At 72.2% G+C, this 19,562-nt stretch carries 21 protein-coding genes; 16 read left to right on the top strand and 5 right to left on the bottom strand.

Annotated elements, in window-relative coordinates; all coding sequences use genetic code 11:
• Positions 1 to 120 precede the first annotated feature (120 nt).
• From ACGIF2_RS13585 to ACGIF2_RS13570, 4 genes are all read left to right on the top strand, one after another.
• Entirely contained in the window at positions 121 to 2,244 is a 2,124-nt protein-coding gene (locus ACGIF2_RS13585; RefSeq protein ID WP_396047462.1) for a glycoside hydrolase family 36 protein, read from the top strand.
• A gap of 91 nt (positions 2,245 to 2,335) precedes the next feature.
• Complete coding sequence (locus ACGIF2_RS13580; protein ID WP_396047460.1) at positions 2,336 to 3,655, top strand: ABC transporter substrate-binding protein; 1,320 nt, start codon at positions 2,336 to 2,338, stop codon at positions 3,653 to 3,655.
• Positions 3,656 to 3,730: 75 nt separating this feature from the next.
• Entirely contained in the window at positions 3,731 to 4,678 is a 948-nt protein-coding gene (locus ACGIF2_RS13575; RefSeq protein WP_396047458.1) for a carbohydrate ABC transporter permease, read from the top strand.
• The gene (locus ACGIF2_RS13570; RefSeq protein ID WP_396047456.1) at positions 4,675 to 5,532 is read left to right on the top strand and encodes a carbohydrate ABC transporter permease; all 858 of its coding nucleotides are present in this window, start codon (positions 4,675 to 4,677) and stop codon (positions 5,530 to 5,532) included. The genes ACGIF2_RS13575 and ACGIF2_RS13570 overlap by 4 nt, the downstream gene beginning before the upstream one ends.
• Positions 5,533 to 5,630: 98 nt before the next feature.
• Here ACGIF2_RS13570 and ACGIF2_RS13565 read toward each other — a convergent pair whose 3' ends face one another.
• Together ACGIF2_RS13565 and ACGIF2_RS13560 are read right to left on the bottom strand one after the other, a co-directional pair.
• A complete protein-coding gene (locus tag ACGIF2_RS13565) occupies positions 5,631 to 6,314 on the bottom strand; it encodes a potassium channel family protein (protein ID WP_396047454.1) in 684 nt (227 codons plus the stop codon).
• Between the two features lie 19 nt (positions 6,315 to 6,333).
• The gene (locus tag ACGIF2_RS13560) at positions 6,334 to 7,710 is read right to left on the bottom strand and encodes a TrkH family potassium uptake protein (protein WP_396047452.1); all 1,377 of its coding nucleotides are present in this window, start codon (positions 7,708 to 7,710) and stop codon (positions 6,334 to 6,336) included.
• A gap of 78 nt (positions 7,711 to 7,788) precedes the next feature.
• Between ACGIF2_RS13560 and ACGIF2_RS13555 the strand changes: the two genes are divergently transcribed.
• The 4 genes from ACGIF2_RS13555 (at position 7,789) to ACGIF2_RS13540 (ending at position 10,788) form a co-directional block, all read left to right on the top strand.
• Positions 7,789 to 8,970, top strand: coding sequence for an acetoin utilization protein AcuC (locus tag ACGIF2_RS13555; protein WP_396047450.1), 1,182 nt, complete (start codon positions 7,789 to 7,791; stop codon positions 8,968 to 8,970).
• A 138-nt stretch (positions 8,971 to 9,108) separates the two neighbouring features.
• Positions 9,109 to 9,318 (top strand): helix-turn-helix domain-containing protein, encoded by a 210-nt coding sequence (locus ACGIF2_RS13550; protein WP_396047448.1) that lies wholly within the window; start codon positions 9,109 to 9,111, stop codon positions 9,316 to 9,318.
• A 158-nt stretch (positions 9,319 to 9,476) separates the two neighbouring features.
• On the top strand, positions 9,477 to 9,575 hold the full coding sequence (locus ACGIF2_RS13545; protein ID WP_003792170.1) for a 30S ribosomal protein bS22: 99 nt from the start codon (positions 9,477 to 9,479) through the stop codon (positions 9,573 to 9,575).
• A 190-nt stretch (positions 9,576 to 9,765) separates the two neighbouring features.
• A complete protein-coding gene (locus tag ACGIF2_RS13540; RefSeq protein WP_396047516.1) occupies positions 9,766 to 10,788 on the top strand; it encodes a LacI family DNA-binding transcriptional regulator in 1,023 nt (340 codons plus the stop codon).
• 25 nt (positions 10,789 to 10,813) lie between these two features.
• On the opposite strand, the gene ACGIF2_RS13535 is transcribed toward ACGIF2_RS13540, so the two are convergent.
• Together ACGIF2_RS13535 and ACGIF2_RS13530 are read right to left on the bottom strand one after the other, a co-directional pair.
• Positions 10,814 to 11,374, bottom strand: coding sequence for a GNAT family N-acetyltransferase (locus tag ACGIF2_RS13535; RefSeq protein WP_396047446.1), 561 nt, complete (start codon positions 11,372 to 11,374; stop codon positions 10,814 to 10,816).
• Between the two features lie 22 nt (positions 11,375 to 11,396).
• Positions 11,397 to 12,218 carry an HAD family hydrolase gene (locus tag ACGIF2_RS13530; protein WP_396047444.1) on the bottom strand — a complete coding sequence of 274 codons (822 nt, stop codon included), beginning with the start codon at positions 12,216 to 12,218 and terminating at the stop codon, positions 11,397 to 11,399.
• Positions 12,219 to 12,253: 35 nt separating this feature from the next.
• Here ACGIF2_RS13530 and ACGIF2_RS13525 point away from each other — a divergent pair, with 35 nt between their 5' ends.
• Together ACGIF2_RS13525 and ACGIF2_RS13520 are read left to right on the top strand one after the other, a co-directional pair.
• Positions 12,254 to 12,538 carry a glutaredoxin family protein gene (locus ACGIF2_RS13525; RefSeq protein WP_396047442.1) on the top strand — a complete coding sequence of 95 codons (285 nt, stop codon included), beginning with the start codon at positions 12,254 to 12,256 and terminating at the stop codon, positions 12,536 to 12,538.
• Between the two features lie 54 nt (positions 12,539 to 12,592).
• Positions 12,593 to 13,303, top strand: a complete 711-nt coding sequence (locus ACGIF2_RS13520; protein WP_396047440.1) for a redox-sensing transcriptional repressor Rex — start codon at positions 12,593 to 12,595, stop codon at positions 13,301 to 13,303.
• 96 nt (positions 13,304 to 13,399) lie between these two features.
• Here the strand turns inward: ACGIF2_RS13520 and ACGIF2_RS13515 are convergent, their stop codons facing one another.
• Complete coding sequence (locus tag ACGIF2_RS13515) at positions 13,400 to 13,960, bottom strand: YceI family protein (protein ID WP_396047438.1); 561 nt, start codon at positions 13,958 to 13,960, stop codon at positions 13,400 to 13,402.
• Positions 13,961 to 14,090: 130 nt separating this feature from the next.
• Here ACGIF2_RS13515 and ACGIF2_RS13510 point away from each other — a divergent pair, with 130 nt between their 5' ends.
• The 6 genes from ACGIF2_RS13510 (at position 14,091) to ccsB (ending at position 19,527) form a co-directional block, all read left to right on the top strand.
• Positions 14,091 to 14,606, top strand: a complete 516-nt coding sequence (locus ACGIF2_RS13510) for a MarR family winged helix-turn-helix transcriptional regulator (protein ID WP_396047436.1) — start codon at positions 14,091 to 14,093, stop codon at positions 14,604 to 14,606.
• Between the two features lie 74 nt (positions 14,607 to 14,680).
• The gene (locus ACGIF2_RS13505) at positions 14,681 to 15,337 is read left to right on the top strand and encodes a histidine phosphatase family protein (RefSeq protein WP_396047434.1); all 657 of its coding nucleotides are present in this window, start codon (positions 14,681 to 14,683) and stop codon (positions 15,335 to 15,337) included.
• Positions 15,334 to 15,945 carry a TlpA family protein disulfide reductase gene (locus ACGIF2_RS13500; protein ID WP_396047432.1) on the top strand — a complete coding sequence of 204 codons (612 nt, stop codon included), beginning with the start codon at positions 15,334 to 15,336 and terminating at the stop codon, positions 15,943 to 15,945. Before ACGIF2_RS13505 ends, ACGIF2_RS13500 begins: the two co-directional genes overlap by 4 nt.
• A gap of 2 nt (positions 15,946 to 15,947) precedes the next feature.
• On the top strand, positions 15,948 to 16,811 hold the full coding sequence (locus tag ACGIF2_RS13495) for a cytochrome c biogenesis CcdA family protein (protein ID WP_396047430.1): 864 nt from the start codon (positions 15,948 to 15,950) through the stop codon (positions 16,809 to 16,811).
• Positions 16,811 to 18,502: a cytochrome c biogenesis protein ResB gene (locus ACGIF2_RS13490; protein WP_396047428.1), complete on the top strand. Its 1,692-nt coding sequence runs from the start codon at positions 16,811 to 16,813 to the stop codon at positions 18,500 to 18,502. Before ACGIF2_RS13495 ends, ACGIF2_RS13490 begins: the two co-directional genes overlap by 1 nt.
• Positions 18,499 to 19,527 carry a c-type cytochrome biogenesis protein CcsB gene (ccsB, locus tag ACGIF2_RS13485; RefSeq protein ID WP_396047426.1) on the top strand — a complete coding sequence of 343 codons (1,029 nt, stop codon included), beginning with the start codon at positions 18,499 to 18,501 and terminating at the stop codon, positions 19,525 to 19,527. Before ACGIF2_RS13490 ends, ccsB begins: the two co-directional genes overlap by 4 nt.
• Positions 19,528 to 19,562: the final 35 nt, after the last annotated feature.

Here is a 19,562-nt window from a genome sequence, read left to right as displayed (position 1 = left end):
AGAAGCATGAAAGCGTTATCAAGACGTTGTACCGAGGGCTTGCGCCCCGGTCTGATCAACGCTTTCATGAGGACGGGTCGCACCGCAGCGACCCGCTCGACGAAGAGGAGCTCGGCCCTGATGAACCGGACCATGCTGCACTGGGGTACTGGCGTCCTGGACGTCGTGCTCGTCTCCGACGACGACGCGCCCGTGCGCCTCGCGCGTCTCGAGCCCGGCAGCGGGACCGACGCCGAACCCACGCTCGTCCCGGCGCAGCCGCTCGTCGAGGTCTTCGCGCTCGGGCACGGTCACGCACACGCGAACCTCCGCCACACGGCGTCCGCGATCGGTGAGCGCCTGCGCTACGTGACCCACTCGACCGTCCGCGAGGCCGGCTGGCAGCGCCTCGACGTCGAGCAGGTCGACCCCCTGACCGGGCTCCGCGTGCGCTCGACGCTGCGCGCCCCCGACGGCGTGGCCGCGGTGCAGGCCTGGACCGAGGTGGTCAACGAGGGGACGGCGCCGGTCGTGCTGCTCGCGGTCACCTCGTTCGCCACCGGTGCGTTCAGCGCCGACGGCGACCGCATCGACGACGTCGACCTCCTGACCGCCTACGGCGACTGGCTCGGCGAGAGCCGCTGGGAGCGGGTGCCCGTGCGCAGCCAGCGCGGCCTCGTCCAGCTGGCCCTGCCCTCGCACCAGAACCAGGACGCCCGCGGCGCGCTCGCGGTCACGAGCCGCAGCACGTGGTCGTCGGGCGAGCGGATCCCCACGGGGGTGCTCGAGAACCGCGCGACCGGCTCCGCGTGGGCGTGGCAGGTCGAGCACAACGGCGCCTGGCACGCCGAGCTCGGCGAGCGCCTGCGCGACAGCTCGGGAGAGCTCGCGTTCCTGCTCATGGGCCCGTGCGACACCGAGCACCAGTGGACCCAGCCGCTCGCCCCGGGCGAGTCGTTCACCACGGTGCCCGTCTCGGTCGCGGTCGGCACCGGCTGGCAGGGCGCCCTCCAGGTCCTCACCCAGCACCGTCGTGCGCTGCGCGCCGAGCGCCCGCAGCCGGCGGGCCTGCCGGTGATCTTCAACGACTACATGAACACGCTCATGGGCGACCCGACCACCGCGAAGCTGCTGCCGCTCATCGACGCGGCCGCTGCGGCCGGCGCGGAGTACTTCTGCATCGACGCCGGCTGGTACGACGACTCGCTCGAGGACTGGTGGGACAGCGTCGGGGAGTGGAAGCCCTCGACCGTGCGCTTCCCCGGCGGCGGGCTGGGTGCCGTGATCGACCACATCCGCGCCGCGGGCATGGTCCCCGGGCTCTGGCTCGAGCCCGAGGTCATGGGCGTGCGCAGCCCCATGGTCGACCGGCTGCCCGAGTCGGCGTTCCTGCAGCGCGACGGCCACCGCGTCGTCGAGCACTCGCGGTTCCACCTCGACCTGCGCAGCCCCGAGGTGCGTGCGCACCTCGACCAGGTCGTCGACGGCCTGGTGCGGGACTTCGGCATCGGCTACTTCAAGCTCGACTACAACATCACCGCAGGTCCGGGCACCGACCTCGACGCCCCGAGCGTCGGCGCCGGTCTGCTCGCGCACAACCGGGCGCACCTGACCTGGCTCGAGGGCGTGCTCGAGCGCCACCCCGGGCTCGTGATCGAGAACTGCGCATCGGGCGCCCAGCGCATGGACTACGCGATGCTCACCCGCCTGCACCTGCAGTCGACCACGGACCAGCAGGAGGCGCTGCTGTACCCGCCCGTCGCCGCCGCGGCCCCCGCGTCGCTGCTGCCCGAGCAGGCCGGCAACTGGGCCTACCCGCAGACCGAGATGAGCGACGAGGAGATCACCTTCACGCTCGTGACCGGCATGCTCGGCCGGCTCTACCTCTCCGGGCGCCTCGACCTCATGACCGGCGCGCAGCTCGCGCTCGTGCAGGAGGCCGTGCGCACGCACCAGGAGATCCGCGACGACCTCGCCCGCTCGCTGCCCGTGTGGCCCCTGGGGCTGCCCGTGTGGGACGCGCCCGAGGTGGCTCTCGCCCTCGCGACCGACGAGGTCACGTACCTCACGGTGTGGGCGCGCGGCGAGGACGCGACCGAGATCGCGCTCCCGCTCGCGCACCTCGCGGGCCGCGACGTCGAGGTCGAGACGTTGTTCCCCCGGGCCAGCACCTGGACCACGCGCTGGTCGCGCGAGGACGGCGTGCTGCACGTGACGCCGAGCGCCGCACCCACCGCGCGGGTCCTGCGGGTCCGCCACTCCTGACCCCCGCGCCGTCCCCTGCGACGGCGCGGCGCACCACACACAGCCAGGGCTGGCACCGTCTGGGCAGCCGGCCCGAGATCGAGGAGCTTCGATGAAGAAGTTGATGATGACGACCGCGACGCTGGTCGCCGCAGGGCTGCTGGTGGCCGGTTGCAGCGACCCCGGCGCCGGTACCTCGGCAGGCTCCGGCGAGCCCGCCACGTGGCCCGAGGCCACCGCGTCGCTCGAGGGCGTGCAGCTGACGTTCTGGGCCGCCCAGGCCAGCAACACGATCCCCGAGGGCGTCATCGACGCGTTCGAGGCGGCCACCGGCGCCGAGGTCGAGCTCGTCACGATCCCGGACCCCTACGAGAACGGCATCCAGACCAAGGTCGCCACGGGTGACAAGCCCGACCTGGCGTTCTGGCAGCCGACCTCCTCGATGCTCACGGCCATCAACGCCGCGAACAACCTCCAGGTGCTCGACGACGCGCCGTGGATCGAGGACATGGACCCCGCGCTGCAGGACCTGACGGGCATCCTCAACGGCACCCGCTACGCCGCGCTCGTCACGAGCCCCAGCGTCCAGGGCGTCTACTACAACAAGAAGGTCTTCGCCGACGCCGGCATCACCGAGCTGCCGACGAGCTTCGACGACATGGTCGCCAAGGCGCGCGTCATCAAGGAGACGACCGGGGTGACGCCGTTCTTCGAGGAGGGCAACACCGGCTGGTCGACCCAGTGGTGGCCGCAGGTCCTGCTCGCGGACGCCGCGGCTGACGGCTTCTACGACGACCTGAACGCCAACAAGGCGTCCTTCACCGACGACGTGGTCGTCGACGCGATCACCACGTTCAAGGACCTGATCGACGAGGGTCTGTTCAACTCGGACATCGTCACGGCGACGTTCGAGGACCAGGGCGACGCGCTGCTGAACGGCGACGCCGCGATGGCCGTGCAGATCAACGCGCTGTTCGGTCAGCTGCAGGCCAAGGCCGACACCGCCACGCTCGACGAGACGATCGGGTTCTTCCCGATCTCGCCCTCGGGCAACGTCGCGACCTCGCACCCTGACCAGTCCAACGCCGTCGTCGCGTTCAAGACCGGTGACGCCGCCCGTGAGGCCGCTGCCCGCCAGTTCCTCACGTTCTGGATGACGGAGTACTACCCGACGTTCATCGAGGAGCAGAACACCGTCTCGCTCTTCACGTCGATCGAGTCGCCGGCCTCGGTGCCGCAGGCCCTGCGCGACGTGCACGCGTCGCTGTCCGACTCGGTCGGCTCGATGCAGGCGCAGGCCGTGGCCAACCCCGACCTGTGGATGAACGTCGTCGACGTCATCAACGGCGTCAAGACCCCGGAGCAGGCGGCCGAGGCGACGCAGCAGCAGTTCGTCGAGCTCGCCAAGGCGTCGGGCATCGACGGCTTCTGACCCACGACGGACGATCCGCGTGACGGGACCGGACCCCAGGTCCGGCCCCGTCACCCGGGGTGAGGACTTCACGACATGGTGACCATGCAGGACGCGCAGGTCGAGCCCCCCCAGGCCCGACGGCGCCGACCCCAGGACGTTCCGCCGGCTGGGAGGAAGCCCCGGGGGACGCACCCGCTGTGGTTCCTCGTCCCCGCGTTCGCCGTCCTCGGGATCTTCTTCTTCGTCCCGACGATCTACAACTTCGTCTACGCGTTCACGAACTGGTCGAGCTTCAAGTCCGAGATCGCGTTCGTGGGCCTCGACAACTTCCGCGGCATGCTGACCAGCGGGACGCTGCTGTCCTCGCTGCGGATCACGCTGGTCTACGCGGTCCTCGTCGCCGTGTTCCAGAACGTGTTCGGGATGCTGCTCGCGCTGCTGCTCGAGAAGGACAACCGCCTCAACCGCATCGCCCGGGTGATGTTCTTCATCCCCGTGATCATGTCCGCGCTGGCCGTCGGGTACGTCTTCCAGGCGCTGCTCAAGACCGACGGGCCGCTCAACCAGGTGCTCGGCTTCTTCACCGGGTCCGACGTGAGCGTCGCTTGGCTGGGCAGCACGTCCTGGACCATCGTGGTCGTGGCCCTGATCCACGCCTGGAAGTGGATGGGGCTGTCGATGCTCGTCTACCTGGGCGGCCTCAAGACCATCAACGAGGACGTGCTCGAGGCGGCCCGGCTCGACGGTGCCGGCACCTGGACGACGTTCTGGAAGATCCGGTTCCCGCTGCTGGCCCCCGCGCTGACCTTCAACGTCGCCACCGCGCTGCTCGGGTCGATGAACGGCTTCGACATCGTGCAGGCGACCACCGGCGGTGGTCCCGCGCGCAGCACCGAGATCCTCAACATCTTCATCTTCCGCACCTTCGGCCAGGGCCTCTTCGCCCAGGCGACCACGATGAGCCTGGTGCTGTTCGTGGTGGTTGCGGTCCTCGCGTTCCCGGTGATCGGGATGCTCCGTCGACGGGAGAACGTGCTGTGAGCACTGTGAGCGTTTCGCGCAAGGGCACGTCGGGCCGCAGCCTGTGGTCGCGCGTGCAGCCCGCGGTCGTCGTTCTCCTGACGGCGTTCCTGCTCGGCCTGCCGCTGTGGATGATGGTCGTGACGGCCGGCAAGAGCCAGGCCGAGGCGCTGTCCCCGAGCCTGTCGCTGCCGAGCGACTGGCAGCTGTGGCAGAACGTGACCGAGATCTTCAGCCGCGGCAACATCACCGCCGGGTTCTTCGGCAGCCTGCTCGTCATGGTGCCGTCGGTGCTCATCGTGCTGGTCCTCGGCTCGATGGCCGCGTGGGTCCTGGCGCGTCGGTCGAGCAAGGCCATGGCGGTGGCGTACGGCGCCGCGATCTCGGGTGTCGTCCTGCCGCCCGCCGTCGTCACGATCGTGCTGCTGCTGCGCCAGATCGGGCTCTCCGGCAGCGTGATCGGCATGATCTGCGTCTACGCGGGCATCTACATGTCGACGGTGATCTTCTTCGTCACGGGCTTCGTGCGGACCATCCCGGTCGAGCTCGAGGAGGCCGCCCGCGTGGACGGCGCCGGACCGGTCAAGATCTTCGCGCGGATCATCCTGCCGCTGCTCGTGCCGGTGCTCTCGACCGCGACCATCCTCATCTGCCTGTACGTGTGGAACGACGTGTTCTACGCGTTCTTCGTGCTCAGCGGGTCGCTCGACACCCTGCCGCTGAACCTCTACAGCGTGGCCAGCGCGGGTCTGTACCTCAACAACTGGCACCTGATCTTCGCGTACATCATCCTCATGAGCCTGCCGCTCCTGCTGGTCTTCATGTTCGCCCAGCGCAAGATCATCTCCGGCGTCACCTCCGGCGCAGTCAAGTAACCCACCCCCGAACGATTACCGAGATAGAGCCGTAGCGCCGAGATAGAGCCCCCCAGGGCTCTATCTCGGCGCTCGCGCTCTATCTCGGCGAACGGGGGTTAGGGGCGGGCGGCGAAGCGTTCCAGGAGGTCGGCGTGGCCGGAGACGATCAGGAGGTCGTTCGCGGAGATGCGGGTCGTGGGTTCCGCGTAGACGAACTCGCGGCCGGGGCTCTTGACCCCGATGACGGTCACGCCGTAGCGGTCACGGATCTTCGACTGCTCGATCGTGAAGCCCTGGGTCTCGCGCGGCGGACGCATCTTGACGATCGTGAAGCCGTCCTCGACCTCGATGTAGTCGAGCATCTTGCCCGACACGAGGTGCGCCACCCGGGCCCCCGCATCGGCCTCGGGCAGCACCACGTGGTGCGCGCCGATGCGCTGCAGGATGCGTGCGTGCTCGGACGAGATCGCCTTGGCCCAGATCTGCGGGGTGCCGAGGTCCACGAGGTTGCCCGTGATCAGCACGCTCGCCTCGAGGTACGAGCCGACGCCCACCACCGCTGAGCCGAAGTCCTGCGCGCCCAGCTGCTCGAGCGCGTCGGGGTTGGCCGCGTCGGCCTCGACGAGCGGGATGCGCCCGGCCCACTGCGCGACGAGCTCGGGGTTGCGCTCGACCGCGAGCACGTCCTGCCCGAGCCGGTCGAGCGTCGTGGCGATCGCCGAGCCGAACCGGCCCAGCCCGATCACGAGCACGCCAGCGTTCTTCTTCGAGGCCTTGCCGCCCCGTCCGACGGGGGGCATCGACCCCGTGAGCTCGTTGTCAACCAATGATCGGCCTCTCTTCGGGGAACCGGATGACCCGACGACGGTTGCGCAGCGCGAGGGCTGCCGCGAGCGTCATCGTGCCCGTCCGGCCGATGAACATGAGCACGGTGAGGACGTACTTGCCCGCATCGGGCAGACGATGGGTGTTCCCGGTCGACAGGCCGCACGTGGCGAAGGCGGAGATCACCTCGAACAGCACCTCGTCCAGCTTCCAGTCTGTGATCTGGAGCAGCACGAGGCTCGCCACGAGCACGAGCGTCGCGCTCACGAGCGACACGGCGATCGCGACCTGCAGCGCGGCGCGGGGGATGCGGCGCCCGAACGCCTCGACGTCCGCGTCACCGCGCGCCTCGGCGACGATCGCGAGCAGCATGACCGCGAGCGTCGTGACCTTGATCCCGCCCGCGGTCGACGCCGAGCCGCCCCCGACGAACATCAACGCGTCGTCGAGCAGCCAGCTCGCCTGATGCATGTCGCCCACGGGGACCGTGGAGAAGCCGCCCGACCGGGGCATGATCCCCGCGAACAGGCCCGTGAGGACCTTGTCGCCGACGTCGAGCGGCCCGAACGTGAGCGGGTTGGTCCACTCGACGGCCGTGATGAGCAGGGCCCCCAGCCCGACGAGCAGCGCGCTCGTGGTGAGGGTCAGCTTGGCGTGCAGGTTCCACCGGCGAGGCTCACGCAGGTGCTTGCCCATGTCGAGCAGCACCGGGAAGCCCAGGGCGCCGATGAACACCCCGACCATGATCGGCGCGAGGATCCACCAGTCGGTCGCGTACGGCTGGAGGCCCTCGACGGTCGGGACGAAGCCCGCGTTGTTGAACGCCGAGATCGCGTAGAAGAGCGAGTGCCACGCGGCCTCGCCCCAGCCCTCGCGCAGCATGTGGAACCGGGGGAGCAGCACGAGCGCGATCGCGACCTCGAGCGCCGTCGACGTCACGATCACGGTGCGCACGAGCGAACCGACCTCGCCGAGCCGCGTGGTCTTGGTCTCCGAGGCGGTCAGCAGGCGCTGCGTCAGCCCGATGCGCCGCGACACGGCCAGGCCGAGGATCGAGGCGAGGGTCATGACGCCCAGGCCGCCGATCTTGATCGCGACAGCGATCGTCGCGATGCCGGCGCCCGACCAGTACGAGCCGGTCGGCACCGTCACGAGCCCGGTGACGCACACGGCCGACGTCGCGGTGAACAGCGCGTCCACGAACGGCGCCCGCTGGCCCGAGGCCGTGGCCCAGGGCGAGGACAGCAGCGCGGTGAACACGGCGACGACGCCCGCGAAGACGCCGATCGCGAGCCGCGCAGGCGACTGCCGGGCCAGGCGGTCGACGAGCTCACGGGCCGACCACATCGCCCTCGGGAGGCCCCGAGCCATCGCACCTCCCGTACGCGGACAAGCTTGTCGTGTCTCACTCTGGCACGCATGTGCCCCGCCGGAGGTTAGCGTGCTCCCATGGCGCCGGACGTGCAGGTCGTGTGGTCGCCCGCGCTGCTGGCCTACGACTTCGGCGACGGGCACCCGATGGCGCCGCTGCGCCTGGACCTCACCATGAGCCTCGCACGCGACCTGGGGCTGCTCGACGGGCCCGGGGTGCGGCTCGTGGGAGCCGAGCCGGTGACCGACGCCGTGCTCGAGACGGTCCACGAGCCCGCCTACGTGGCGGCGGTCCGCGCGGCCTCCGAGCGCGGCACGAGCGACCCCGACCGTGGCCTGGGCACCGCCGACGACCCGGTGTTCGCCGGCATGCACGAGGCCGCTGCGCGCGTCGTGGGGGGCAGCGTCGAGGGCGCCCTCGCGGTGTGGCGCGGCGAGGCCGAGCACGCCGTCAACCTCACGGGTGGCATGCACCACGCGATGCCGGGCGGGGCGTCGGGGTTCTGCGTGTACAACGACGCGGCGGTGGCGATCCGTGCGCTGCTCGACGAGGGCGCCGAGCGGGTCGCGTACGTCGACATCGACGCGCACCACGGGGACGGCGTGCAGCGGGTCTTCTGGGACGACCCGCGCGTGCTGACGCTCTCGGTGCACGAGAGCGGCCACTCGCTGTTCCCCGGCACGGGTCACCCGCGCGAGACGGGCGGCCCCGGTGCCGAGGGCTCCGCGGTCAACGTCGCGCTGCCCGCGCACACGGGCGACGCGGGGTGGCTGCGGGCCATCGACGCGGTCGTGCCTGCCGTGCTGCGGGCGTTCGCCCCCGACGTCGTGGTGAGCCAGCACGGGTGCGACGCGCACGTCGAGGACCCCATCACGAACCTGAGCGTGAGCATCGACGCCGAGCGCGTCGCGGCGCAGTGGCTGCACGAGCTCGCGCACGAGGTCGCGGGCGGTCGCTGGCTCGCGCTGGGCGGCGGCGGGTACGCGGTCGTGGACGTCGTGCCCCGCGCCTGGTCGCACGTGATCGCGGTCGCGACGCACCGGCCGGTCGACCCGGCGACGCGCACCCCCGAGTCCTGGCACGCGGAGGTCGTGGCGCGCTACGGCCGGCGCGGCCCGGCGCGGATGACCGACGGCGCGGACGCGGCGTTCCGCCCGTGGGGCGCGGGCTACGACCCGGCCGACGACGTGGACCGTGCCGTGCGGGCGACGCGGGCGGCGGTGTTCCCGCTGCTCGGGCTCGATCCGGAGAACGACTGACCGGAGCGCTGCTGACCAGGGGTGATTCCGGGCCGTTCCGCTTTCCCGGGTCAAGGTCAGGGCCTAGGGTGGACCAGCGGCCTGGGTCAACGGTCGCCGACGTCGGCCCGGAGGCCGACCAGGCCGGAAGAGCGACGGATGCCGAGCGATCAACCCTCACGTGTGCGGTTCCTGACCGTCGCGGAGGTCGCCGACGTCATGCGGGTCTCGAAGATGACCGTCTACCGGCTGCTGCACTCGGGCGAGATGCCCGCGGTCCGGGTCGGCAGATCGTTCCGGGTGCCGCAGGATGCGCTCGACCACTACCTGCGCACGGCGGTCGTGGAGCGGGACCGGATGACCTCCTGACCCCCGCTGAGCCCGGCGCGTCGCGTTCAACCGCTCGGATCGCGTAATGTAAGGGCCGGACTTTCCCGTGCGTGGGCGTTCGACCGTGCCGCGCGTCGATCGACCACCACTTTGGCAGGGCGCCGAGGCGTCCGACCACCTGAAGTTAGTGAGGACCTATGGGCTCCGTCATCAAGAAGCGCCGCAAGCGGATGGCCAAGAAGAAGCACCGCAAGCTGCTGCGCAAGACGCGTCACCAGCGTCGCAACAAGAAGTGACCCCTCCGCTCCGGCGGTAGGTGTTCGATCTCGGGTCCGGCCTCAGCGCCGGGCCCGAGTCGTTTGTCGTGCGGTTCGCCGGGCGTGCAGCACGACGACGTGCTGCCGGCGGTGGGGACGGCGTCCACGAGGGTGGACCACGGGAGGACAGGCGCAGGTGGCGAGCTCGAGGCGGGCCGGGACCGCGACCATGCACGACGTCGCCGAGCTGGCGGGCGTGTCGATCAAGACGGTGTCGAACGTCGTCAACGGCTACCCGTACATCCGCCCCGCGACGCGCGCCAAGGTCGACATGGCCATCGCGGAGCTCGGCTACCAGGTCAACGTCGCCGCCCGGAACCTGCGCCGGGGCCGCACCGGGATGATCGGGCTGGCCGTCCCCGAGCTGAGCCTGCCGTACTTCGCCGAGCTCGCCGACTCGGTGATCCGTGCGGCCGAGACGGTCGGCCTGACCGTGCTCATCGAGCAGACCGGCGCAGTGCGCGCGCGCGAGCTCGAGGTGCTCTCCGGTCGACGGAGGCACCTGACCGACGGCCTGATCTTCTCCCCGCTGAGCCTGGGCCCCGAGGACACCGACGTGCTCGCTGTGGACTTCCCGATGGTGCTGCTCGGCGAGCGCATCTTCGGCGGACCGGCCGACCACGTCACCATGAACAACGTCGAGGCCGCACGCGCCGCGACCCAGCACCTCATCGACCTCGGGCGACGGCGCATCGCTGTGATCGGCGCGCACGAGGGCGAGGCGGTCGGCTCGTCCGCGCTGCGCATCCAGGGTTACCAGCAGGCCCTCGCGGCGGCCGGTCTGCCCCTCGACCCCGCGCTCGTGGGCGAGGCCGGGCCGTGGGACCGCGCGACGGGCGCCGAGGTCATGCACCGGATGCTCGACGCGGGCACCGAGCCCGACGCGGTCTTCGCGCTCAACGACGCACTGGCGCTCGGCGCCCTGCACGCGCTGCACGCGCGCCGCATCGCGGTGCCCGAGCAGATCGCCGTGGTCGGCTTCGACGACATCGACGAGGCGTCCTACTCCTGGCCCACGCTCACCACCGTCGCGCCCGGGCGTGAGGAGATCGCGCGCACCGCTGTCGACCTGCTCGTGGCGCGCATCGCGGACGGCGGCCGCGCGCGGCCCTTCGAGCGGGTCGTGGCCGACTACGCGATCGTGGTGCGCGAGTCGACCGGGGGGACCACGGCGCCCGACGGCACCCCGTGAGCAGCAGCCCCACGCCCACTCGCGGCTAGAGCGCGCGTTCGAGCACGAAGTCGTCCTCGAGGCGGGTGCCGACCAGGAAGTGCTTGGTGCCGACCCGCGCGAACCCGTGCCGTGCGTAGAAGGCCTGGGCCCGGGCGTTCTCCTGGTTGACCCCGAGCCACACCCCGCGGGCGCCGCGCGCGCGGCCCACGTCGAGCGAGGCAGCCATCAGGGCGGGGGCGATGCCGCGCCCGTGGTGGCCCGGCAGCACGTAGCACTTGGACAGCTCGATCGTGGGACGCAGCGTGATCGCCGCCCGGACGTCGTCGTCGGTCGGCTCACCGTCCACCAGCATGGTGTAGCCCACGGGCTCGCCGGGATCGGCGCCGGGGTCGGTCCCGTCGTCGGTCTCGTGCGCGACGAGCACCACGCGGGACGGGTCGCTCAGGTACGCGGCGAACCGCTCGGCCGAGAGCACGTCGCGGATGAAGGCCTGCTGCGACTCGTGGGTCGACCCCGGGGGGCACGCGAGCGGGAACGTGATCGCCGCGAGCCGGGCCAGCGCGGGGGCGTCGGCGGGCCGGGCGGTGCGGATCGAGACGGTCATGGCGTCGGTGCGGGCCGCGGGCTCAGGGCCGGCCGCCGCGCCGGATGGCCCGCACCACGAGGCTCGCGGCCCACACCACGCCCGCGAGGCTCGCGGCGTTGACCCCCCGGCGTGCGGCCCGTCGCCGCCCACGGAACTCGCGGATGGGCCAGCCGACCTCGCGCGCGTGGCGTCGCAGCCGCGCGTCGGGGTTGATCGCGCACGGGTTGCCGACCTGCGACAGGATCGGCACGTCGTGCGTCGAGTCGCCGTAGGCGTACGACTGCGACAGGTCGATCCCGTCGCGTGCGGCGATGGCCTGCACCGCGCTGGCCTTGGCCTTGCCGTGCAGCATGTCGCCGACCAGACGACCCGTGTAGAAGCCGTTCCGGTGCTCGGCGACGGTGCCGATCGCACCCGTGACCCCGAGCCGCCGGGCGAGGAGCTCGCCGATCTCGACGGGTGTCGCCGTCACGAGCCACACCTGGTGGCCCGCGGCGATGTGCTCGTCGAGCAGCTTCTGGGTTCCCGGGTAGATGCGCAGGCACAGCACCTCGTCGTACACGTCCTCGGCGATCGCGGCCACCTCGGCGACCGAGTGGCCCGCCATGATCTCGAGGCCGCGCTCGCGGACCTGGTCGATCTGCTTCTTGTTCTCGCCGAACATGAGGTAGCGCGACTGGTGCGCCGCGAAGGTGAGGATGTCCCACTTGCGGAAGAAGCCGCGTCGGTAGAGGCCCACCGCGAGGTGGAATGCGCTCGCGCCTCGGATGATCGTGTTGTCGACGTCGAAGAACGCCGCGACGCGCCCGCCCGCGGGCTGCGCGGCGGGTTCCGCGGGTTCCGGCGGCGTCTGGTCGGGCATCCGGACACTCTATCGACCACGCCTAGGGTGGGTCTGTGCCTGAGACGTATCCGCCGACCTCGCGTGTCGTGCTGTTCACCCGACCCGGCTGCCACCTGTGCGACGGCGCCCGTGACCTGGTGCGACGGGTGTGCGAACCTGCCGGGGTGGGGTGGGTCGAGGTCGACGTGGACGCCCCCGGTCCGGACGCCGGACCGCTGCGCGAGGAGTACGGCGAGCTGGTGCCCGTGGTCGAGGTCGACGGCGTGCGGCAGGGGTACTGGTACCTCGACGAGGAGCGGCTGCGTCGGGCGGTCGCGGCAGGTCCGCCGAGGTCCTAGGTGCCCCGCGCGCGGACCCCCTAGCCTGGCCGTCTCTTTCATCCAGGGGGACTGGTGGCGACACGGCGAGAGGGCGACCCGCGCGAGGACGCGCCGGGCACCGACCGGGACCCCGGCACGGGTCGGCCCGGACGGTCGGTGCCGGCGGCCACCGTCGGACGCCTCCCCGGGTACCTGCGGGCGCTCGCCGTGCTCACGGAGCGCGGTGTGGTCACGACGTCGTCGGGGGCGCTCGCGCAGGTCGCGGGGGTGAGCCCCGCACAGCTGCGCAAGGACCTGTCGTTCCTCGGTACGCACGGGCGGCGCGGCGTGGGCTACGACGTGGCGCACCTGAGCGCCGAGCTCGGCGCCGTGCTGGGGCTCACCCGGGAACGGCGCGTGGTCATCGTGGGGGTGGGCAACCTGGGGCGGGCGCTCGCGGGCTACCCCGGGTTCTCGGACCGCGGCTTCGTCGTCGCGGGGCTCGTGGACGCCGACCCTGCGGTGGTGGGCTCTCGCGTGGCGGGACTCGTGGTCGAGCCGCCGGACCGGCTCGCGGCGGTGGTGGAGGAGCAGGCCGCGACGATCGCTGTCATCGCGACGCCCGCTGACGCGGCGCAGGACGTGTGCGACAAGCTGGTCGCGGCGGGGGTGAGCGGCGTCCTGTCGTTCGCCCCGCGCGCGCTGCGGGTGCCCCCTGAGGTCGACCTGCGGGCTGTGGACCTGGGGTCGGAGCTGCAGATCCTCGCGTTCCACGACCGACGCCGGGCCGGCGAGGACGGCTGACGCGTCCGACCGGGGCCGCGGGGACGCCGGTGGGACGACGACGGGGACCGTGCGGCTCGCGCGCGGTCCCCGTCGGGTCGTGGTGGTGCAGGGTGCTCAGGCCTGGCGGATCGCCGAGACCTCGAGGTTCAGGACGACCTTGTCGGAGACGAGCACGCCACCGGCCTCGAGCGCGGCGTTCCAGGTCAGGCCGAACTCCTTGCGGGAGATCGTGGTCTGGGCGCTGAAGCCGGCGCGCAGGTTGCCGTACGCGTCGACGGCGGTGCCGTGGAACTCGGTCTCGAGCTCGACGGGGCGCGTCACGCCGTGCAGCGTCAGGTCGCCCGCGATGAGGAAGTCCTCGCCGTCGGCACGCACGCCGGTCGAGGTGAACGTCCACGAGCCGAAGGTCTCGACGTCGAAGAAGTCGGCCGTCTGGAGGTGCCCGTCGCGGCCCGCGTCGCCCGTGCTCACGGTCGAGGGGTCGAGCGTCGCGACGACCGAGCTCGCGGCGAGGTCGTCGCCCACGGTGAGCGTGCCGTCGGTGATCGCGACCGAGCCGCGGACCTTGGAGATGCCAGCGTGACGCACGGTGAACGAGGCCTCGCTGTGCGACGCGTCGATCGTCCAGGTCCCGGCGGTGAGGCCGGCGGGGAGGGAAGTGGTCGTGGTGCTCATGAGTGGCTCCTCATAGTTGAAAGGTCAACTGTTCGTTAGTTGAGAGTTCTACTACACTCGGACCAGAGCCGCAACCCCGCGTGACGACGATCTCGTCCCTCGGCCCCGCGGACGACCGAACGGAGACCCCATGACGCAGCAGACGCAGCCCGCACCCGCCCCCGCACCCCACGACGAGGTGCGCTGGCTCACGGTCGAGGAGCAGCACCAGTGGCGTGCGTTCCGCGACGGCAACGCGCTGCTCACCGAGGCCCTCGCCCGCGAGCTCGACGCCGACTCCGGCCTGTCGCTGGGGGAGTACGAGGTGCTGGTCCGGCTCTCCGAGGCCCCCGGCCGCACGCTGCGCATGTCCGAGCTGGCCGACGAGCTCGCGCACTCGCGCAGCCGCCTGACGCACACCATCCGCCGCATGGAGGCCGCCGGGCTCGTCGAGCGCACCGCGTGCAAGGAAGACGCCCGCGGCGTCAACGCGACCATGACCGAGGCCGGCTGGGAGCGCATCGTGGCGGCGGCCCCGGGCCACGTGCGGGCTGTGCGTGAGCACCTCGTCGACGTGCTCACCCCTGCGCAGCTGCGCGCCCTCGGCGAGGCCATGACCGCCGTCGCGGACGCGCTGCGCCAACCCGCCGCGGCACAGCACGCCTGACCGCGTACCGCAGGGTGTCAGGGGACACACTGGGACCGACCGGATCACCCGCCCGCGTTTGGGACACTGGTCCCATGGTCGCCACCACGGTCCACCTCATGCGGCACGGTGAGGTGCACAACCCGTCCGGAGTGCTGTACGGCCGACTCGAGGGCTTCCGGCTCTCCGAAAGGGGGCGCGCGATGGCCGACATGGTCGCCGCGTACCTCGCCGGGGAGTCCGGGGCGCCGCGTCGGGACGTCACCGTCGTCACCGCGTCGCCGCTCCAGCGCGCCCAGGAGACGGCCGGTCCGATAGCCGAGGCCTTCGGGCTGCCGATCGGCACCGACGCGAACCTCATCGAGGCCGAGAACCAGTTCGAGGGCATGACGTTCGGGGTCGGCGACGGCTCGCTGCGGCACCCGCGGCACTGGCCGCTGCTGCGCAACCCCTTCCGCCCCTCGTGGGGCGAGCCGTACCGGGTCCAGGTCGACCGGATGCTCGCGGCGGTCGACACCGCGCGCGAGGCCGCGCGCGGCCACGAGGCCGTGCTCGTGAGCCACCAGCTGCCCATCTGGGTCACGCGCTCTGCGCTCGAGAACCGCCGACTGTGGCACGACCCGCGCCGCCGCGAGTGCTCGGTCGCGTCCGTCACGAGCCTGCGCTTCGAGGACGACCGGCTCGTCGGGATCGACTACGCCGAGCCCGCCAGGTCCCTGCTGCCCGGCGTGTCCGGGGTGCCCGGAGCATGAGCGCCGTCCGCCGCCGTCGGCTCCCGCTCGCGGGCGCGCTCCTCGTGGCCGTGCTGGTCGCGGGCGGGTGCAGCGCGGGCGGCGACGGCGGCACCGGCACGGGCGGTGACGTCGTGGACCAGGGCTACCAGTCCGGCGACGGCTCGACCCGTACCTGGGCGGTGGCCGACCGTTCCGAGCCCGTCGAGCTCGCCGGCACCGACTTCACGGGCACCGCGCAGGACGTGGCCACGTGGCGCGGGGACGTCGTCGTGCTCAACACCTGGTACGCGGCGTGCCCGCCGTGCCGGGCCGAGGCCCCCGACCTCGCCGCGCTCGCGACCGACTACGCCGACCAGGGCGTGCACCTGCTCGGGATCAACGGCACCGACGACGCGGGCGCCGCGCAGGCGTTCGAGCGAACCTTCGAGATCCCCTACCCGAGCATCGCCGACGGCGACCGCACCGCGATCGCCGCGCTCCAGGCCGTCGTGCCCGTCAAGGCCGTGCCCACCACCGTCGTGCTCGACCGCGAGGGCCGCGTCGCCGCACGCATCCTCGGCACGGCCGACGCCTCGACCCTGCGGGCGCTCGTCGACGAGCTGCTCGCCGAGGGGCAGGCCGCGTAGCCATGGGCGCCGCAGCAGGGATGACGCTGGCCGCGGACGTGGGGGACGCGTTCGCCACGACCGCGTTCAGCGGGTCGCTGCTGCTCGCCGTGCCCGTGGCCGTCGTCGCGGGCTTCGTCGCGTTCGCCTCGCCGTGCGTGCTGCCGCTCGTGCCCGGCTACCTCGGCTACCTCGGCGGCATGTCGGGCGCGACGCTCGGTGCGGCACCCGGCGCCCCGCGCGTCGTGGACCTGGGCGGCGCACCCGTGGTGACGACGACGCACGCCGTGCCCGCGGTCGGCCGTGGGCGGCTGCTCGCAGGGGTGGGCCTGTTCGTCGCCGGGTTCACGTTCGTCTTCGTGGCCCTCGGCGTGCTCGCCGGTTCGGTCGGCGCCGTGCTGCAGGACGGCCAGGGCTGGCTCACGCGCGTGCTCGGCGTGGTCGTCGTGCTCATGGGCCTCGCGTTCATGGGCTTCGTCCCGTTCCTCCAGCAGGACACCCGCCCGCACCTGAGCCCCCGCGCCGGCCTGTGGGGCGCGCCCCTGCTGGGCCTCGTCTTCGGCCTGGGGTGGACGCCGTGCATCGGCCCCACGCTCGTGGCCATCACCGCGCTCTCGCTCGACGGCGGCTCGGCCGTGCGCGGCGGCGTGCTCTCGGTCGCGTTCTGCGTCGGCCTCGGGCTGCCGTTCCTGCTCATCGCGCTCGGCACGGCCCGCAGCCGCCGGGCGCTGGGCTTCCTGCGCCGGCACCGGCTCGCGGTCATGCGGGTGGGTGGCGGCCTGCTCGTGGTGCTCGGCATCGCGCTGGCCACGGGCCTGTGGGCCTCGTGGGCGAGCTGGCTCCAAGGCCTGCTGACAGGCTCCGACTTCTTCGTCCCGGTGGTGTGATGAGCGCGAACAAGCCGACGTACACGCCCGAGGGGCTCGACGACGCGTTCTCGAACGACCCCGACGCCCCGATCGGTGCGGCAGCCGTGGCGCTGCCCCGACTCGGCCTCGTGGGGTGGCTGCGCTGGACGTGGCGCCAGCTCACCAGCATGCGGGTCGCGCTGCTGCTGCTCATGCTGCTCGCGGTCGCGGCGGTGCCCGGCTCGGTGTTCCCGCAGCGGCCGCAGTCGCCGGAGGACGTCGCGCAGTACCTCCTCGACAACCCCGGCAGCGGGCCGTGGCTCGACCGGCTCGGGTTCTTCGACGTCTATGCCTCGGCGTGGTTCTCGGCGATCTACCTGCTGCTGTTCGTCTCGCTCGTCGGCTGCATCCTGCCGCGCGCCAAGGTGCACCTGCGGGCGCTGCGGGCCCGGCCGCCGCGCACGCCGCGCCGCTTCGACCGGTTCCCCGCGCAGGGTGCCGCGACGTCGGCCGCGAGCCCCGAGCAGGTCGTGCGCGCCGCCGAACGGGCACTGCGCGGTCGCGGGCCGCTGCGCACGTTCCGCACGGACGTCAGCGAGGAGCGCCCCGGGACGTGGACCCTGTCGGCCGAGCGCGGCTACCTGCGCGAGACCGGCAACCTCGTGTTCCACCTGGCGCTCGTCGGGCTGCTGATCGCTGTCGCGACCGGGCAGATGCTGCACTACCGCGGCCAGGTGATGCTCGTCGAGGGCGGCACGTTCGCCAACGCGCAGACCGACTACGACACGTTCGAGTCCGGCACCGCCTTCGACGCCGAGAGCCTCGTGCCGTTCCGGCTCACGCTCGACCGGTTCACGTCCCGCTTCGACGCCACCACGCTCCAGTCCCGCGACTTCCTCGCCGAGGTGACGGTCGCCGAGCCGGGCGCCGAGGCCGAGGACGCGACCATCAAGGTCAACCACCCGCTCACCGCGGGCGGCGCGAAGGTCTACCTGCAGGGCAACGGCTACGCGCCGCGCGTCGTCGTGCGTGACGGCGCGGGCGAGATCGCGTTCGAGGGCGCCGTGCCGTTCCTGCCGCAGGACACCGTGTACACCTCGCAGGGCGTCATCAAGGTGCCCGACGTCTCGGGCGGGCAGGACCAGATCGGCCTCGTGGGCTCGCTGCTGCCCACCGCGCAGCAGCTCACCGACACGGTGTGGCGCTCGACCGACCCGCAGCCGACCGACCCGCTGCTCGTGCTCGCGGTGTGGTCGGGCGACCTGGGTCTCGACGACGGGGTGCCGCAGAACGTCTACCAGCTCGACGACACCGGGATGGTCCAGGCCACCGACGACCAGGGCGTGCCCGTGACGCTCTACGTCCACCCGGGCGAGACCGTCGCGCTGCCCGACGGCCTGGGCACGCTGACGTTCGAGGACCTGCCGCGCTTCGTCGCGCTCGACCTCCGCTTCGACCCGGCCCTGCCGTACCTGCTCGTGTTCGCGCTGCTCGCGATCGCGGGCCTCGGCACGTCGCTGTTCACCCCCCGCCGCCGCGTGTGGGTCCGGGCCGCGGTGGACAGCGCAGACCCCGCCCGTACAGTGGTCACGGCCGCAGCCCTCGCCCGCAGCGACGACATCGGGCTCCAGGACGAGCTCGACCGCGTGCTCGCAGCGCTCCCCGCACCGCTCGACGGCACCACAGCACCCACCGCACCGGCACGCACCGCAGAAGAGGCCCAGAGATGACCGTCGCCGACCTCAGCACCCTCCTCGTGTGGGGTGCTGCGACCGCGCTCACCATCGCGTTCCTGGCGTACACGCTCGCGCTCGCCCGGCACGCCGAGATCTCCTCGCGCCGTGCCGCGGCTCAGCCAGCCACGGTCGCGGCAGGCGTCGGAGGTGGTTCCGCGTCCGGGGCCGTGCCCGACGACGAGGACGACCTGCCCAGCAGCGGCGGCTCGAAGGCGTCGGGCATCGCGCGCTCGACGACGCTCCTCGGTGCGCTGCTCCTGATCGCGGGCATCGCGGCCCGTGGTGTCGCGGCCGGACGCTCACCCACGGCCAACATGTACGAGTTCACGCTCGTCGGGGTCCTCACGGCGCTCGTCGTGCTGGTGCTCGTGCAGCGCCGCCGCTTCATCCCCTTCGTGGGCGTCGTGGTGCTCGGCATCTCGGTGCTCGCGCTCGCCGTCGCGCTGCTCGTCTTCTTCGTGCAGGCCGACGCGGTGCAGCCCGCCCTGCAGAGCTACTGGCTCGTGCTGCACGTGGGCGTCGCGATCATCGCCACCGGCGTGTTCACCGTCGCGTTCGCGGCGGCCGCCCTCCAGGTGCTCAAGGACTCCCGCACGAGCGGACGCAGCCACCTCGAGGCGCCGTGGCGGCGGTTCGACGGCGTGCGCCGGTCGCTGCACCGCTGGCGTGTGACGGGTCCCGCGTGGGCCTGGCTGCGCACGGTGCCGTCGCCGCGCGCGCTCGAGGCGCAGTCGTTCCGGCTCAACGCCGTCGGCTTCGTGCTGTGGACGTTCGCGCTCGTCGGCGGGTCCATCTGGGCCGAGCACGCATGGGGCCGGTACTGGGGCTGGGACCCCAAGGAGGTCGGCACGTTCGTCGCCTGGGTCGTCTACGCGGCCTACCTGCACGCGCGCACCACGCGCGGCTGGAGCGGGCGCCGCGCGGCCTACTTCGTGTTCGTCGGCTACGCGTGCGTGATCGCGAACTTCACCGTCGTCAACCTGGTCCCGAGCGGGTTGCACTCCTACAGCGGGCTCTGACCCCGGACGACGACGCGGCGCGCCGCGGGCCCTGA

The organism is Cellulomonas sp. P22 (genome assembly GCF_044392165.1).
Note: the sequence above shows the minus strand (reverse complement) of the source record. Positions and strands in the feature narration are given on the sequence as shown.